The sequence below is a fragment of the Vibrio sp. K4 genome (assembly GCF_051122595.1).
In the GTDB taxonomy this organism is placed as follows: domain Bacteria; phylum Pseudomonadota; class Gammaproteobacteria; order Enterobacterales; family Vibrionaceae; genus Vibrio; species Vibrio owensii.
Genome location: NZ_CP178578.1, coordinates 1,204,512 through 1,218,516 on the forward strand (window position 1 = coordinate 1,204,512; position 14,005 = coordinate 1,218,516).

Below are 14,005 nucleotides of genomic sequence, written 5' to 3' on the forward strand. Positions count from 1 at the left end.
AGTATGGGGTGGCACTTACCGCCCCATTTAGGAGAGAAATCATGGTACAAACAACGGCAGCGGTTATCTGTGGCGAGAAAGACGTTCAACTAAGAACCTTTGATTTGCCAAGCATTTCAGCCGATGAACTTCTGGTTAAAAACATTTCAAACAGCATTTGCCTATCCACTTACAAAGCAGCATTGTTGGGTAGCAAACACAAACGCGTCCCTGAGAACATTGATGAAGTGCCAGTGATGACGGGTCATGAATACGCAGGTGTGATTGTTGAAGTCGGTGAGAACCTAAAAGACCAGTACAAAGCAGGCGATTACTTTGTACTGCAACCAGCAATGGGTTTGCCTAGTGGTTACTCTGCGGGTTACAGCTACGAAACCTTTGGTGGCAACGCAACGTATTCCATCATTCCTAAAATTGCTATCGACTTAGGTTGTGTGCTGCCTTACCACGGAGACTACTTTGCAGATGCGTCTTTGGCTGAACCAATGTCATGCATCATCGGTGCTTACCATGCTAGTTACCACACTACGCAATACGTGTACGAGCACGATATGGGTATCAAAGAGGGGGGAGCGTTAGCGCTACTCGCATGTGCTGGTCCAATGGGCATTGGTGCGATTGACTACGCGATTAACGGTCCGGTGAAGCCAAAGCTGATTGTGGTAACAGACATCGACGCTGCGCGCTTAGACCGAGCAGAGTGCTTAATTCCGGTTGAGAAAGCAAAAGAGCAGGGCGTTGAACTGCATTACGTGAACACAGCTCAAGTCGATGACCCTGTGACTTATCTGAAAGCGCTGAACGATGGCAAAGGCTACGACGATGTGATGGTGTATGCAGCGGTATCGCAAGTGCTAGAACAAGCCGATGAGTTGTTGGGTAACGATGGCTGCTTGAACTTCTTCGCAGGGCCTACCGATAAAAAATTCAAAGTACCGTTTAACTTCTACAACGTGCATTACGAATCAACGCACATTGTTGGCACATCTGGTGGCTCGACTGGCGACATGGTTGAATCTATCGACTTGTCTTCACAAGGTAAGATCAATCCATCGTTCATGATCACCCACGTTGGTGGTCTGCAAGCTGCGCCACATACGATTCTGAATCAACTGGATATTCCGGGTGGTAAGAAGTTAATTTACCCACACATCGACCTGCCATTGACCGCGATTGATGATTTCTTATCGTTGGCAGACCAAGACCCGTTCTTCGCCGAATTAGACGCAATTTTGAACGCGAATAACTATGTGTGGAACGCACATGCAGAAAAAGCGTTACTTGAGTTTTATGACGTGAGCTTAACGGTTTAGTTGCAACGAATTTGTGTGGTAGCCTTTGCGCTGCCACATAATGGAGAGGTCATAATACGTTGTCACGTGAAGACGAATTACTGGAGAAACTGGACGAGTGCGAAAATGCCACGGCGTTTCTTCAGGTTTCTAACAAAATAATTAACCTCAAGTTAAAAGCATTACTTCCGAGCGTGTTCGTCCAAGACGATCTCGTGAAGGAGTATGCTGTGGATCCTTTATTGAAAGAAGATGGTCCGTTGGTGACGACCGATGTGGTATCGAAGCTGATGTTTGCGATGGGCAAAATCTCTTTGGAAACTTACGCCGATATCGGATTGTACGATCAGGTCTTGGAGTACGTGGTTAGCCAACCGGAGAAAGTCGAATTTGCGGATGATGTAATTTACGACTTCATCAAAAACCAAGCGGTACTCTCTTCTCAGCAAGACAGCTTTTATCTTGAGTCGATCAATCAGCTTAAGTTCTCTTCGTTTGAGTCCTTTTCGCAAATGAGATATGAATCTCTCATCAAAACAGTGTTGAAGCTGTCATGTGAAATGTTGATAGAAAGAATCGAAGGGGAGATCAATCAATAAGGGTTCACCATGAAAGTGAATTTAAACGTCAGTGGTTTTGAAACCGAAGCTACCTTTCCCGATGCCGACGTAAAGCGAATCCATCAACCTCTTATCGAAAAATTTACCCGTTTATATCATGAGAAGCAGGAGCGCATTGTCGTGTTCTTATGTGCCCCTCCGGGCAGCGGTAAGTCCACCCTTGCTGCGTTTTGGGAATACCTTTCTGAACAAGATGAAAACCAAGAGCCACTTCAGGTTCTGCCTTTTGATGGTTTTCACTACCCGAACGAAATCCTAGACAGCAACACCATTGAGCGTAATGGTGACATTGTCCCTCTGCGCAGCATTAAAGGCTCTTACGAGACGTTCAATCTCACCGAGCTTATCGACAAGCTGAAACAGCTTAAAGTGAAAGACAGTAAATGGCCTTACTACGATCGCAACCTGCATGATCCGGTTGATGATGCCATTCAGGTTAACCGCAATATTGTCGTCGTCGAGGGCAACTGGTTGTTGCTAGATGAACCAGTATGGAAAGAACTGCATCGCTTGGCTGATTTTACGGTGTTTATTGATACTCAAGCGGAGTTTCTACAGGAGCGTTTAGTCAATCGTAAGATCCGTGGTGGCACAGATCCAGAAGCCGCCTTGGAGTTCTACTTGCGTTCAGATGCGGTCAACGTTGATAAAGTGTTGAATCACTCAATTCCTGCTGACTTATCGTTGTTTCTCAATCAAAACGGTTCGTTCGAAATTCGATAGTTCGTCCACAATCTCAGGAGGTCACCATGGATATCGTGATTGATAGCCACACCCATACTATTGCCAGTGGACACGCTTACAGCACCATTCTAGAGAACGCATTGTCTGCCAAGAATAAGGGGCTAAAACTTCTTTGTACCACCGATCATGCTCCCGAGATGCCAGGAGCCCCTCACTACTGGTATTTCAACAATCAAAGAATTTTGCCCCGCTTTTTACACGATGTAGGTATTCTCCGTGGCGTAGAAGCCAACACGCTGAATGTGAAAGGGGAGATAGACTTACCACCTTCCTCTGACCAACACCTTGACTGGGTGATTGCGAGTTTCCATGAGCCCGTATTCAAGCCCGCGACCGAAGCTGAACATACCGCTGCCCTGATAAATGTGATTAAAAGCGGCAGAGTGGATGTTCTGGGCCACTTGGGTAATCCGAACTATCCATTCGATATGGAGCAAGTGTTGCGCTGTGCCAAAGAACACAATGTCGCAATTGAAGTTAACAATACATCTTTGACAGGCAAAAGCCGCAAGGGCAGTGATTCCCGTTGTGATCGCATTGTCGATCTTGGCAAAGAGATTGGCGTTTACTTCAGTACAGGGTCGGATGCTCACTTCTGTGAAGAGATCTCCAAGTTAGATTTGGCGATTGCTTTGTTGGAGAAACACAATGTGGATGAAGAGAAGATACTCACTACGTCGACGAGCCGATTTTTGAACTTCTTATTACTTAGAGGTAAAGCGAGGATTCCAGAGTTCGAAGCACTCTATTGAAAAGCGAGTAACTCAAACGGCTATCAACAAACAAACATAAACCCGCAGCGTGCGGGTTTAGTTCGTTTAAGGGGGCACATAAAGCACTACAGGGGTGATTCCACTACAACAAACTTACGCTCGGCTCTGAGTGGCGCAAACCACGTATTTTTGTATTTGAAATAGCTCTGTCCATCGACGACGACCGTTTCTTTCGTGTGAGGTAGTGAATCTACGATCTCTCCAAGCTTATAAGGGCTAGGCTCAGGTTTGGTCGCCGGAACCACATGGGTGACTCGCGGCGTATTCGAACTTGGCGAAGAAGATACTACTTGTCCTGACGACGATGGCACATAGTTTGACGACGTTGAAGAAGACGTAGTGATGGTGTTTCCATTCACAATCGTGTAGTTACCGCTTGGTGGATAACGGACGTAATCATAGCGGTCTCCGTTTCTACGGTAATACGAGTCTTGAACGATGGCATAGGTGATGCCTGCAAAGATGGCGAAAGTCGCTATGCCGACGAGATCGCTATGATAATAGTAATAACGTCCACGATAGGGTGGATACCAATAACCCGGTCTCACATAGATAAACGATGAATGATAGCGCGGTGGCCTAACAACATATGGCGGTCGATGGTAATAGGGTGGTCTGTAGTAGGGCGGACGGTAATAAGGTGGCCGATTATAGTGGGGCGGCTTGATTGGCCTATGAGGGCGATTCACAGGGCGCAAATCGTGTTTGTTACCCGGCTGCGTGATCGGCTTTACCGCGGGTTTAGCTTGCGGCTGTGCAGACAGACTTGTTGCCCCTAGCAAGCAGAGAATGGCGGTGATCATGACCCAGATGCTTCTCATAATGCTTTCCCCCATGGTTGGAGTACCGAAGCTCTAATCTTTAAGTTTAGCTCACCATAGCTTTGTTTGACTGAGGAGTCTAGGGCACGACTTTATGTTCTCGTTGAGCTTTTGCTTTCGTTCGCTTTCTGTTCTAACACCAAGAAGATCAGCTTAGTCAGCATGGATTGTGCCTCTGGTGACAGTAATCTCGCTGCTGAGGCAACATCGCTTGCAGAGATGTTACCAACCCCTCTAGCATCGAGAGCGACATCCAAATCTGTTAGGTTTAGAGCCCGCAGAATGGAGCGATATTGGGAGAGTTTTAAATCCGATTCGCCTCTCTCAATTCTTTGGTAAGTCTTTTCGCTCATCCCTGCGACTTTCGCCATTTGCTCACGCGACATACCTCTCTCTTTGCGTCGAGCAATCAGTACTTCAATCAGTGGGTCTACATGCATAGGCGCTCCTTAAAGGACAGTTTTGTCCTGAAGCACGCAATATCCGGACCAGTTTAACCACCTCGTATTTACCCAAGTTGATATAGCGATAAGAATGACGTTCCACAAAAAAATTACTAAATTTCAGTCAGTTTCAGAAAATGGAAAAATATCAGCTTTATAAATCAATTTCTGGTGAAGTAAATATTCGCAAAATGCAACGCGTTTTAGAACAATTGCTTGATGAAATTCGCAATCGCAGCCGTGATAGTCGCTTGGATATGACATGGTTAACCAGAGAATCACAGAAAAGGTTGATGAAGTATAAAGAGCTGTTTTTGCATCGATGTGATCTTGACCAGACTGAGCTGAATCAAACCTATGAGAATTTGAGCCTGATAGAGCGATCAGTGGCAGATATGGGTGTTGCAGCACTCACTTACATCATTGACGCACTAGATAAGGAAATGTGATCGGTTGAAAGCGTTGCTCGTTGTAAAGCATGGATAACTGTAAAGTATGGAGAGCTGTAACAACATGAACGAGCGAAATCCCACAAAGCAAATTGTGTGAAATAAAAGCACTGAAGGAATTTAAAGAAAGGATGCAAATGCTGGGGAACCAAACCCAGCATTCGGAACACTCATTTACCTATATTTTCGAACCGTAAATCAGTGTTTAGAGGTATGTGAACCGAAACGTGTCGGTACGGAGCGAATAATAACGATATTGCTGAATCTAGGCTATGTTCCAGGTTTCTAACACCTCTCAACAAAGTGTACATTTTCATGTACACCTCAAAAATTGAGCACCAAAGCTCACTTCTTAAGCTTTATAACAACAAAAGGCTAAATAATCGGCGGTTTTACAACATATCTGTTGCATCAACTGATAGTTGTTAAAATATATGGCTATAAGATGGAGCTTTTGCTTTTCAATCGTCCTATTTATGCCTTACAATCCTTTCGAACCAAATCCATTCAGCAGAGAATGGGATTGACGAAAATGGATGCGCTGATTTTGCTTCGAACCCAAAGTGAGACATTCCGTTAATCGAACTCTGCCCGGAAATGATTCCCTACATCCCCAATGTACTCAGACAGGATAGATCCGTCTTGAGTCAAGGCTTCTTGCATCCTGAATTGCTGTATAGCATCGAATTCATAGGCTGCAAAGTAGGGCGTTTCCGTAGATCGTGCTTCGAACCAAAGTACGATAAGTCAAAACAAAACGGATTAAATTTAGAGGTATTAACCGTGAACCTAAAACTTGTCGGCAGCTCCCTGATCGTTGCAGGTACTGCTCTTGGCGCTGGTATGCTTGCTATACCAATGGTGCTTGCTCAATTCGGCCTCCTTTGGGGCACTCTTCTTATGCTGTTCATCTGGGCGGGTACAACTTACGCCGCACTTCTTCTATTGGAAGCAAGCTGTAAAGTAGGTGGTGGCGTTAGCATGAACGCGATTGCTCGTGAAACTCTTGGTAAAGGTGGTCAGTTTGTTACTAACGGTCTTTTGTACGCGCTGCTTGTCTGTCTTTTAATGGCGTACATCATCGGTGCTGGTGACTTGGTACAAAAAGTGACGGCGTCAATGGGCCTACCACTTTCTACTATCTCTAGCCAAGTTGGCTTTACCGTTTTGGTTGGTCTAATCGTATCGGCGGGTACCGGTGTGGTTGATAAGCTAAACCGTGGCTTATTCATCGGTATGATTGTCGCGCTTGTCCTTACGCTATTTTCTCTTGCGCCGAACGTATCGTTTGAAGGTCTAAGTGAAGTCGTGAACGCAGACAAAATGGCACTGATCAAACAAAGCTCAGTTCTGTTCACAAGCTTTGGCTTCATGGTCGTGATTCCTTCTTTGGTGACTTACAACAAAGAAGCGAGCAAAACCCAACTGCGCAACATGATCATTGTTGGCTCGACGATTCCTCTTGTGTGTTACCTACTGTGGTTGTTTGCAGTAGTAGGTAACTTGCCACCACACGAACTTATCCAATTCTCAAACGTGTCGGAGTTGATCTCTGTTCTTGGTCAGCAGTACACAGGTCTTGAGTTCATTCTGTCTATGTTTACTGGTTTGGCACTGCTGACGTCTTTCTTGGGTGTAGCAATGGCGCTTTACGACCAAAATGCTGACCTTCTAAAAGCAAGTAAGCCAGTGGTATTCGTGACGACGTTTATTCTGCCATTGCTTGGCGCGGTATTTGCTCCAGAGCACTTCTTAGCGATCCTTAGCTACGCAGGCATCATCCTTGTATTCCTAGCGGTGTTTGTTCCACTATCGATGACCATGAAAGTGCGTCGTGTACCTGTAGAAGACAACAGTGTGTACGAAGCTGGTGGCGGTGCGATGGGTATGAGCATGATCTTCCTATTCGGTTGTTTCTTGCTGTTCGCTCAAGCGGTCTAAATCGACTCTACGAACACACAAATTGAATCTAGAAAGCCGCTTGTCCATAACTGGGCAAGCGGCTTTTTTGAGCAGAATTGTTAGTGCTGCATCAGCGGCGTGTATGGCCTGACCGTTGCCTGATAAATCGTGATGATATTTGACCTTGAGGTGAAACTGTCTCGCTAGAGGCTGACATGGATTGCGACCACTCTCTTTATGATGACTAACAAGTTATAAAGTAAAGGGGAACCGAGTGTCGAAGCGATTTTCTTTCATAGTCGTTGGAATGATGCTTTCTTTGGGGATGTTCAGTGCTGAAGTAATCGCACACCCTAAACATCACCACAAACACGGACATCATCACGGGCATCACCACCATCATCATAAGCACAAGCATAAGCACAAAAAGGTTGTGGTGGTGAAGCACAAGCGACCGAAGCATCACTACTACCATTACAAACACATTCCACCACGTAGCACCTATATTCAGATTGGCAATTTTACCTACCTAAAAGTGGATGACTTTTATTACAAGCGCTCAAAAGATCGCTATATACATGTGGTCTTGTAAGCAAACAAAAAAACAGCGAGCACTTTGGCTCGCTGTTTTGCTTGTTGGCTGATGAAGTTTGTTCTGGGTTAAAGAGGAGAAGTTAGACCGTAAAGCGGTTTAGGATCTCGTCTTGCTTACGAACGTCTTCATGCTGTGCTTGCATTGCGTCGTTGGTGCGGTTCGCTGAATCAGCAACTTGGGTCGACAGATCTTTAATGTTAACCGTGTTGTTGTTGATTTCTTCCGCTACCAAGCTTTGTTCTTCTGCTGCTGACGCAATCTGCAAGTTCATGTCAGAGATACGTTGGATCGCATCGCGAATACGTTGCAGGGCGTCATTAGCGTGTTCTGCTTTCTCTACCGCTTCTACTGCGCTGCCTTTGCTTTGGTGCATAGCGCTAGCCACAGAAGAGGCACCAGATTGAAGCTGTTCAATCATGCTACGGATTTCGGTCGTGGATTCTTGAGTACGTTGCGCCAGAGTACGAACTTCATCCGCTACGACTGCAAAGCCGCGACCAGACTCACCAGCACGTGCTGCCTCGATTGCTGCGTTCAACGCCAGTAGGTTGGTTTGGTCTGCGATGTCGTTGATTACTTTTAGAATCGTTTCGATATTTGCCGTCGCTGACTCAAGACCTTGCACTTCCTCGACTGCTTGATCGATGCTGTCTGAAAGCAGGTTAATCGTCTCTGTAGATTCATTCACGATAGAAGAACCTTGCACCGTTGCATCGTCTGCTTCTTTCGCTGCACTTGCTGCGCCTTGTGCGTTGTTCGCAACTTCTGTCGCAGTCACTGACATCTCGTGCATTGCGGTTGCGAGCTGTTCAAGTTCTTGCAGCTGAGTTTGAATCGCAGAAGCCGAATCACGAGCGCCTTCAGCGGTGATTTGCGTACCACTTAGGATCTGATCAGAAATGCTCTTCGATTCGATGATTTGATGCTGCAAGTTCTCCATAAAGGTATTAAAACCTTTCGCGAGCTCAGAGAATTCTTGATCGGTATTGGTATCCAAACGCTGTGTCAAATCGCCTTTGCCTGATGCTACAGCTTGGATCGCTGTGTTTAGCTCATCAAGAGGGCGCATCAAGGTACGGATAAGGATAGTCAGCGCGATGATAGAGGCAATAACAGCAATCAATGAGTAGATGATTGCGCTATTACGCAGCTTACCTACTGCAGCATAAGCAATGCTCTCGTCCACAACCGCGCCCACATACCAGTTCTCGCTTGCGATGTGCGTTAGGCTGACCATATATTTGTCGCCATTCATCTCGATGTGCTGAGCGCCAGACGTTAGTGATACTTGCGGTAGGTAGCTTGATAGCTTCTCGCCGTTGTATTTTGCTTCTGGGTGCGCAATGGTTGTGCCATCCGCAGTCACTAGGAACAAGTAGCCAGCATCGAATAGGTTTACTTGGTTGACCAAGTCAGAAAGGGTGGTTAGCTCCATATCGTAGAACATGGCAGCTAAAAACTGGCCAGCTTCACGCACTGGTGTACCGATAGAGATGATCACTTTCTTAGAAGAAACATCCACGTAAGGATCGGTGACAACAAGTTTGTTTTCTGCTTTTGCTGATACAAACCAAGGGCGAACACGAGGATCGTAATCAGGGCCCGCTTCCCAACCGTCATCGTTTTCAATCACGAATCCGTTGCTGTCGTAAGCATAACCGATGGCCAAGAAGCTTGATTTTGGCATTGGCTTCTCTAGCACTTCTTTCACGTAATCGTGGTCGCTTGGGTTAATTTCCAGAATCTCGGTCATGGATTGAGCGAGTTCTTTTTTAGCGTTCATTTCGGATTCTACCGTGTTCCCCACACTGGATAGGATCTCACTTACGCTGGTGTCGATGTTTTCTTCGATCTGTGAACGAATGGTCATCACTTGTTGTGTCGACAGCAATGCCACAGTCACAAGCAATAAAATAGAAGAGGCGGTGACAACCTTATGTCTGAATTTCATACTTTTCCCTCTCGAGTCTCCCGGCTGGTTTACTCTGCTTGCGCCTCTTATTTGTCGGGCACATTCGGCAGAAGTGAACACATTATTGTGTTTGTTATTTTTGTTATCGACAGATTTATCAGAAACCTGAAGGCTAATTACGACTTTTGTTGGCGAAACGAGAACAAAAAGCCGCTTGTTTTATAAAGTTGTGAGATTGATCTAATTTGTTGAACTTCGTCATCAAACTGTTAAAAACATAAGAATAGTATCATTGAGCCTTATAGAAACAAGTCTGAGTTGTTGGTTTTCTGCAATTTAAACCAATGAATTTAAAGTTATATTTATAACTTATGTGTTTAAAGTGAGGCTATTCGAAAGCTGAATGCATAAGGAGTGATGTGACAAAACAGAAGGGAAAAGACAAAACCAGTCAGCAGATACAAAAAAGGCCCCGACAGAGCGGAGCCTTTGTAAGATGTATGATTTTAGAAAATCAAATGAGCTATACCGGCAATAACTGGTAGCGTAATCAGCGTACGTAGAATGAAGATAACGAACAGTTCTACGATGTTTACTGGAATCTTACTACCTAGTAGCAGTGCGCCCACTTCTGACATGTAGATAAGCTGAGTAACTGACATAGCTGCAATCACGAAGCGAGTCATCTCGTTGTCGATTGATGCTGCTAGGATCGCTGGGATGAACATGTCCGCAAAGCCAACGACGATAGTTTGAGATGCTGCCGCTGCTTCAGGGATTTGTAGCAATTCTAGGTAAGGGATAAATGGCTGACCTAGGATTTCAAATACCGATGTGTATTCAGCAATGATCAGCGCAACAGTACCAAGACCCATAACCACTGGCAGTACGCCAAAGACCATGTCGATTGCGTTGTGTACGCCTTCTTTAAATACAGAGCGTACTGACGTGACTTGACCAGCACGTTTTAGTGCGAGATCCATACCCCAAGAGAAAGTTGTGTGACCTGCAGGTACTGCGTCTGCGTCTTTCTTAGGCTCACTGCCATCCATGTAGCGGTCTTTCTTTAGGCTCAATGGTGGAAGGCGAGGGATGATGATCGCCGCGATAACACCTGCCAAACAGATTGCGCCGTAGAAAGGCAGGAATAGGTGCTCTAATTGAACCTGAGCAAGTACCACCAAGCTGAACGTAATAGATACCGCAGAGAACGTCGTGCCTACAACCGCTGCTTCGCGCTGCGTATAGAAGTTGTTTTCATACTGCTTACTGGTTAGCAGGATACCAACACTACCATCGCCTAACCAAGAAGCCATACAGTCGATAGCGCTACGGCCAGGAAGGTTGAATACAGGGCGCATTACTTTACTTAGAAGTGCACCGAACAGTTCTAGTAGACCGAAGTTAAGCAGTAGAGGCAGTAATAGGCCTGCAAAAATAAATACTGCAAACAGTGTTGGTAGAAGACCAGTAAGCACAAGGCCACCAGTATTTTCTTCCCAAATCGCTTTTGGACCTACTTGGAAGAAAGTCATCAGCACAGCTGCGCCACCAATTAGGCGAACCATTAACCAAAGTGGAGAAGGATTAAATAGGCCGTTCAAGAAACCATTACGTAGGATTGCTGCTGGCTTGAAAATTTTGCACAGAACAGAAGCTATAGCCATGAAAGCAACAATAGCGGTCACGATCGCAATTAAAGTATCGCCAAGAACCGCAGGAATGACTTTTGCCATTACCGCAACAGGGATTGTCAGGCCACCATCGTAAGAGATTGGAGCCATGAAAAGTAGAAGACCGATCAGGGATGGGATGAAGAACATCCAAAAGTTGCCCTTAGGCGCTTCAGCAGCATTGGTGTTGTTATGCATTTTTTGTCTCGTGTTACTACTAGTCAATACTCGCCATATTCCATGACATAAATATTCACTAAACATCCGTATTTAATCACAGTGTGCGGAGATTACCCGCAAACTGTATCCTTTGCAATACTATTCATTAAATACATCTAGTTATTCAGCCGTTTTTTCGGTCAATTGAATCAAAACCAGAATCTTGTATATGAATTTGTTGCTCGTGTTAGAAAATTGTAGCACGCAAGCCCCTCTGAGCAGCTTGTTAAACGGCACAGTGTGACCAAAGCAATAAAAAGCCTAGCAAATGTGATTCGGATCTCAAGGCAAAAGCGGTGTTTTCTCCCAGTAGTTGCACAACTTTTAAGGGATTAAAGAACAAATAGCTGAATCAGAGCAATCGAAGGGATTCGTTTAAAGCAGAAAGAGATAGGTGAGAGGGTATAAGAGTGACGGCTTAAGTCGAATGCTTAAACCGTCATATTACATTTAGGCTGTTTGATTGCGATTGAGTAGGTACAAGTAGCACCAATATGCGATGGCAATAACAAATGCCAGAAGCGCAGGGAAGGCCAACGCATACAGATCATAAACGTTAAACAAAGCCGCACCAGCAGTACCGCCGAACAAGAAACCTAAAAAGATAAAGATGAACAGTTTGGCTTTACGTCGGTCAAATTGACGGCCACGTAAGCTCTCTCCAATCATAATACCTAGGTCGGTAATGATGCCGGTCATGTGCGTCGTTCGTACCACAGCGCCACTGAAGGTCGTGATCATCGCGTTTTGCAAACCACATGCGGCAGAAGCGAGGTACTGACCATATACATTGCCTTGTACCAAAAAGCCTAAGCTCAGCAGTAACAAGCTGCCTTCAATACAAAGTGCAACACCGTAACGGCGGCCAAGTTTAAGAGCGCTACTTTCAATAAAGAATCCGCTAAACGCAGAGCCAATTAAAAAGCTGAATACAATAAAGAGCAGGTGGATGGTTGAGTCCACACCTGTTAGTAAGCTGTTCCCTAGCTGAGTTACGGTTCCGGAAAGATGCGTTATCGCTTGATGTTGAAAGCCGAGAAGACCCACGGCATTGACGCAGCCTGCGAGAAGAGCAAGCAAAAACGCGCCATATTCCACCCAACGAGGAAGTCTGGAAATCACAATAAAACCTCACCAAATGTTAGGAGCAGATTATAGCGCTCGTGGCGCGGAACGAAAGTACTTCTGCTATTACGCGGTTGATCATTCTCAATAAAGTCTCAACTTTTGTTGAATGATTTGTTCGTATCGAGAGTAAATAAGCATATCGAAAGTAGATAGGCTGACTGCTAAGAATTTTTCAGATTGGGGCTGTTTGTGCTTAACCAATGTGTTCCATGGTGCAATCAAAGCTTACCCAGCCGTGTTTTCGTTGTTCGTAAATAGAGACCGTTGGTTCTGCAAATTCTTTATTGTTAAACAAACCCATCGGAATCACGGCGTAATCTGGTGCGTCCGACAAGAGTAAGCGCATGGTCGTGCCGCACGCAGGGCAAAACTCGTATTGAACTTGATTGCCTGAATCAGCAATTCGAATGTAACTGGTGACCTCACCATCGAGGATGACTTGGTCTTTGTTGAATCGAGCTTGAACGCCGAACACGCTGCCAGTTCGCTTTTGGCATTCGAAGCAGTGACAGATAGAAGTGCGAATGGGCTCCGCCGTGCAACGAAGTTGGACTAAGCCACAGGCACACTCGCATGTGTGGGTGATTTTTGTCATCGTTATTACCTATTGGTTGCCCACCAAACAGTTTAGTTTAATTTTGAAACACTTGAGTCAAATCGAACGAGTAGGCGTTGAGGTCTTCACGGGGGAATTGGTATATACTCCGAACATAATTAAGAGAACAAGAACACAAGGAAGTCTTCATGGCTCGTAAGAGAATCCTATCTATCCCTCTCATTCTACTGATCCCTATCGTCCTGTTAGCCGTGGTGATCATTGCGGGCATTTATCGATTTAGTCTGTCCGATGAAGAAATTATGGCGAAGTTTCCTCAAGCGCAGGCACAATCTAATCCTATCGTGGCCGAAGTTCTGGGGATTCAGTCACGAAATCCGTGGACGGTTCAAGTTCCTGAACAAGGAGCGGTAACATTTCTTGAAGATTGGGATAAAGAGAACGGCTTCATGAAAGGTCAATATGACGCTGGTGGCACCAGAGGTGAAGTGCTGGTTCCTACCGAGTTTATTGCTCAACGCGACATCAATGAAACCCCTTGGATTGTCGCGCCGGTGATTGTGACCACACAAGGCTCAGGGGCGTTTTATTACATCGGGTTGTTTAAATTTGATGCAGTGCCAAGCCGAGTTGTGCTATTGAACAGTGTTTTCATTGGTGACCGAATTCAGATGTCTTCTTTGAAGTGGGAAAGTGATACGCAAATTTCGCTTTCTTATCTTCAACATGGCGAAGAGCAAGCGATGGCAGAACAACCAAATCAATTGAATTCAGCGACGCTTAAACGTGTAGGTAATAACCTACATATGCAACAGTAATGAATTTTTTTGTCTTCTGTAAAAAATAAGTGTTTTCTGCGCTAGATCTCGTAATTTCAT

14 protein-coding genes are annotated in these 14,005 nt (G+C 45.3%); 8 read left to right on the forward strand and 6 right to left on the reverse strand.

Annotated elements, in window-relative coordinates; genetic code table 11:
* The first annotated feature begins 41 nt into the window (after positions 1-41).
* From ACLIIY_RS23055 to ACLIIY_RS23070, 4 genes are read left to right on the forward strand one after another with little or no spacing between them, the layout of a single operon-like run.
* Positions 42-1,313 (forward strand): zinc-binding dehydrogenase, encoded by a 1,272-nt coding sequence (locus ACLIIY_RS23055; protein ID WP_045372536.1) that lies wholly within the window; start codon positions 42-44, stop codon positions 1,311-1,313.
* A 59-nt stretch (positions 1,314-1,372) separates the two neighbouring features.
* Entirely contained in the window at positions 1,373-1,891 is a 519-nt protein-coding gene (locus ACLIIY_RS23060; protein ID WP_005435522.1) for an MltR family transcriptional regulator, read from the forward strand.
* A gap of 9 nt (positions 1,892-1,900) precedes the next feature.
* Positions 1,901-2,635 (forward strand): nucleoside/nucleotide kinase family protein, encoded by a 735-nt coding sequence (locus tag ACLIIY_RS23065; protein WP_078609806.1) that lies wholly within the window; start codon positions 1,901-1,903, stop codon positions 2,633-2,635.
* Positions 2,636-2,661: 26 nt separating this feature from the next.
* Positions 2,662-3,408 (forward strand): phosphatase, encoded by a 747-nt coding sequence (locus ACLIIY_RS23070; RefSeq protein WP_434529503.1) that lies wholly within the window; start codon positions 2,662-2,664, stop codon positions 3,406-3,408.
* An 86-nt stretch (positions 3,409-3,494) separates the two neighbouring features.
* Here ACLIIY_RS23070 and ACLIIY_RS23075 read toward each other — a convergent pair whose 3' ends face one another.
* Positions 3,495-4,250 (reverse strand): hypothetical protein, encoded by a 756-nt coding sequence (locus tag ACLIIY_RS23075; RefSeq protein ID WP_434529504.1) that lies wholly within the window; start codon positions 4,248-4,250, stop codon positions 3,495-3,497.
* 92 nt (positions 4,251-4,342) lie between these two features.
* Positions 4,343-4,690 (reverse strand): helix-turn-helix domain-containing protein, encoded by a 348-nt coding sequence (locus ACLIIY_RS23080; RefSeq protein WP_009706181.1) that lies wholly within the window; start codon positions 4,688-4,690, stop codon positions 4,343-4,345.
* Positions 4,691-4,830: 140 nt separating this feature from the next.
* Between ACLIIY_RS23080 and ACLIIY_RS23085 the strand changes: the two genes are divergently transcribed.
* The 3 genes from ACLIIY_RS23085 (at position 4,831) to ACLIIY_RS23095 (ending at position 7,636) form a co-directional block, all read left to right on the forward strand.
* Positions 4,831-5,142 carry a hypothetical protein gene (locus ACLIIY_RS23085; protein WP_409580646.1) on the forward strand — a complete coding sequence of 104 codons (312 nt, stop codon included), beginning with the start codon at positions 4,831-4,833 and terminating at the stop codon, positions 5,140-5,142.
* Between the two features lie 783 nt (positions 5,143-5,925).
* Positions 5,926-7,083 (forward strand): amino acid permease, encoded by a 1,158-nt coding sequence (locus tag ACLIIY_RS23090; RefSeq protein ID WP_009706178.1) that lies wholly within the window; start codon positions 5,926-5,928, stop codon positions 7,081-7,083.
* A gap of 235 nt (positions 7,084-7,318) precedes the next feature.
* Entirely contained in the window at positions 7,319-7,636 is a 318-nt protein-coding gene (locus ACLIIY_RS23095) for a hypothetical protein (RefSeq protein ID WP_434528565.1), read from the forward strand.
* A gap of 82 nt (positions 7,637-7,718) precedes the next feature.
* On the opposite strand, the gene ACLIIY_RS23100 is transcribed toward ACLIIY_RS23095, so the two are convergent.
* From ACLIIY_RS23100 to ACLIIY_RS23115, 4 genes are all read right to left on the reverse strand, one after another.
* Entirely contained in the window at positions 7,719-9,590 is a 1,872-nt protein-coding gene (locus ACLIIY_RS23100) for a methyl-accepting chemotaxis protein (RefSeq protein ID WP_005435536.1), read from the reverse strand.
* Between the two features lie 467 nt (positions 9,591-10,057).
* Positions 10,058-11,422, reverse strand: a complete 1,365-nt coding sequence (locus ACLIIY_RS23105; RefSeq protein ID WP_005435537.1) for a YjiH family protein — start codon at positions 11,420-11,422, stop codon at positions 10,058-10,060.
* Positions 11,423-11,893: 471 nt separating this feature from the next.
* Positions 11,894-12,565 carry a YoaK family protein gene (locus tag ACLIIY_RS23110; RefSeq protein WP_434528566.1) on the reverse strand — a complete coding sequence of 224 codons (672 nt, stop codon included), beginning with the start codon at positions 12,563-12,565 and terminating at the stop codon, positions 11,894-11,896.
* 199 nt (positions 12,566-12,764) lie between these two features.
* Complete coding sequence (locus tag ACLIIY_RS23115) at positions 12,765-13,166, reverse strand: GFA family protein (protein WP_005435541.1); 402 nt, start codon at positions 13,164-13,166, stop codon at positions 12,765-12,767.
* A 149-nt stretch (positions 13,167-13,315) separates the two neighbouring features.
* On the opposite strand from ACLIIY_RS23115, the gene ACLIIY_RS23120 reads away from it, so the two are divergent.
* The gene (locus ACLIIY_RS23120; RefSeq protein WP_434528567.1) at positions 13,316-13,945 is read left to right on the forward strand and encodes a hypothetical protein; all 630 of its coding nucleotides are present in this window, start codon (positions 13,316-13,318) and stop codon (positions 13,943-13,945) included.
* Positions 13,946-14,005 lie beyond the last annotated feature (60 nt).

What these genes read in the sequence shown, in the direction of transcription:
- ACLIIY_RS23115 (WP_005435541.1), bottom strand. Translation starts at nt 13,166, where the DNA reads ATGACAAAAATCACCCACACATGCGAGTGTGCCTGTGGCTTAGTCCAA.
- ACLIIY_RS23105 (WP_005435537.1), bottom strand. Translation starts at nt 11,422, where the DNA reads ATGCATAACAACACCAATGCTGCTGAAGCGCCTAAGGGCAACTTTTGG.
- ACLIIY_RS23065 (WP_078609806.1), top strand. Translation starts at nt 1,901, where the DNA reads ATGAAAGTGAATTTAAACGTCAGTGGTTTTGAAACCGAAGCTACCTTT.
- ACLIIY_RS23075 (WP_434529504.1), bottom strand. Translation starts at nt 4,250, where the DNA reads ATGAGAAGCATCTGGGTCATGATCACCGCCATTCTCTGCTTGCTAGGG.
- ACLIIY_RS23080 (WP_009706181.1), bottom strand. Translation starts at nt 4,690, where the DNA reads ATGCATGTAGACCCACTGATTGAAGTACTGATTGCTCGACGCAAAGAG.
- ACLIIY_RS23100 (WP_005435536.1), bottom strand. Translation starts at nt 9,590, where the DNA reads ATGAAATTCAGACATAAGGTTGTCACCGCCTCTTCTATTTTATTGCTT.
- ACLIIY_RS23085 (WP_409580646.1), top strand. Translation starts at nt 4,831, where the DNA reads ATGGAAAAATATCAGCTTTATAAATCAATTTCTGGTGAAGTAAATATT.
- ACLIIY_RS23120 (WP_434528567.1), top strand. Translation starts at nt 13,316, where the DNA reads ATGGCTCGTAAGAGAATCCTATCTATCCCTCTCATTCTACTGATCCCT.
- ACLIIY_RS23070 (WP_434529503.1), top strand. Translation starts at nt 2,662, where the DNA reads ATGGATATCGTGATTGATAGCCACACCCATACTATTGCCAGTGGACAC.
- ACLIIY_RS23055 (WP_045372536.1), top strand. Translation starts at nt 42, where the DNA reads ATGGTACAAACAACGGCAGCGGTTATCTGTGGCGAGAAAGACGTTCAA.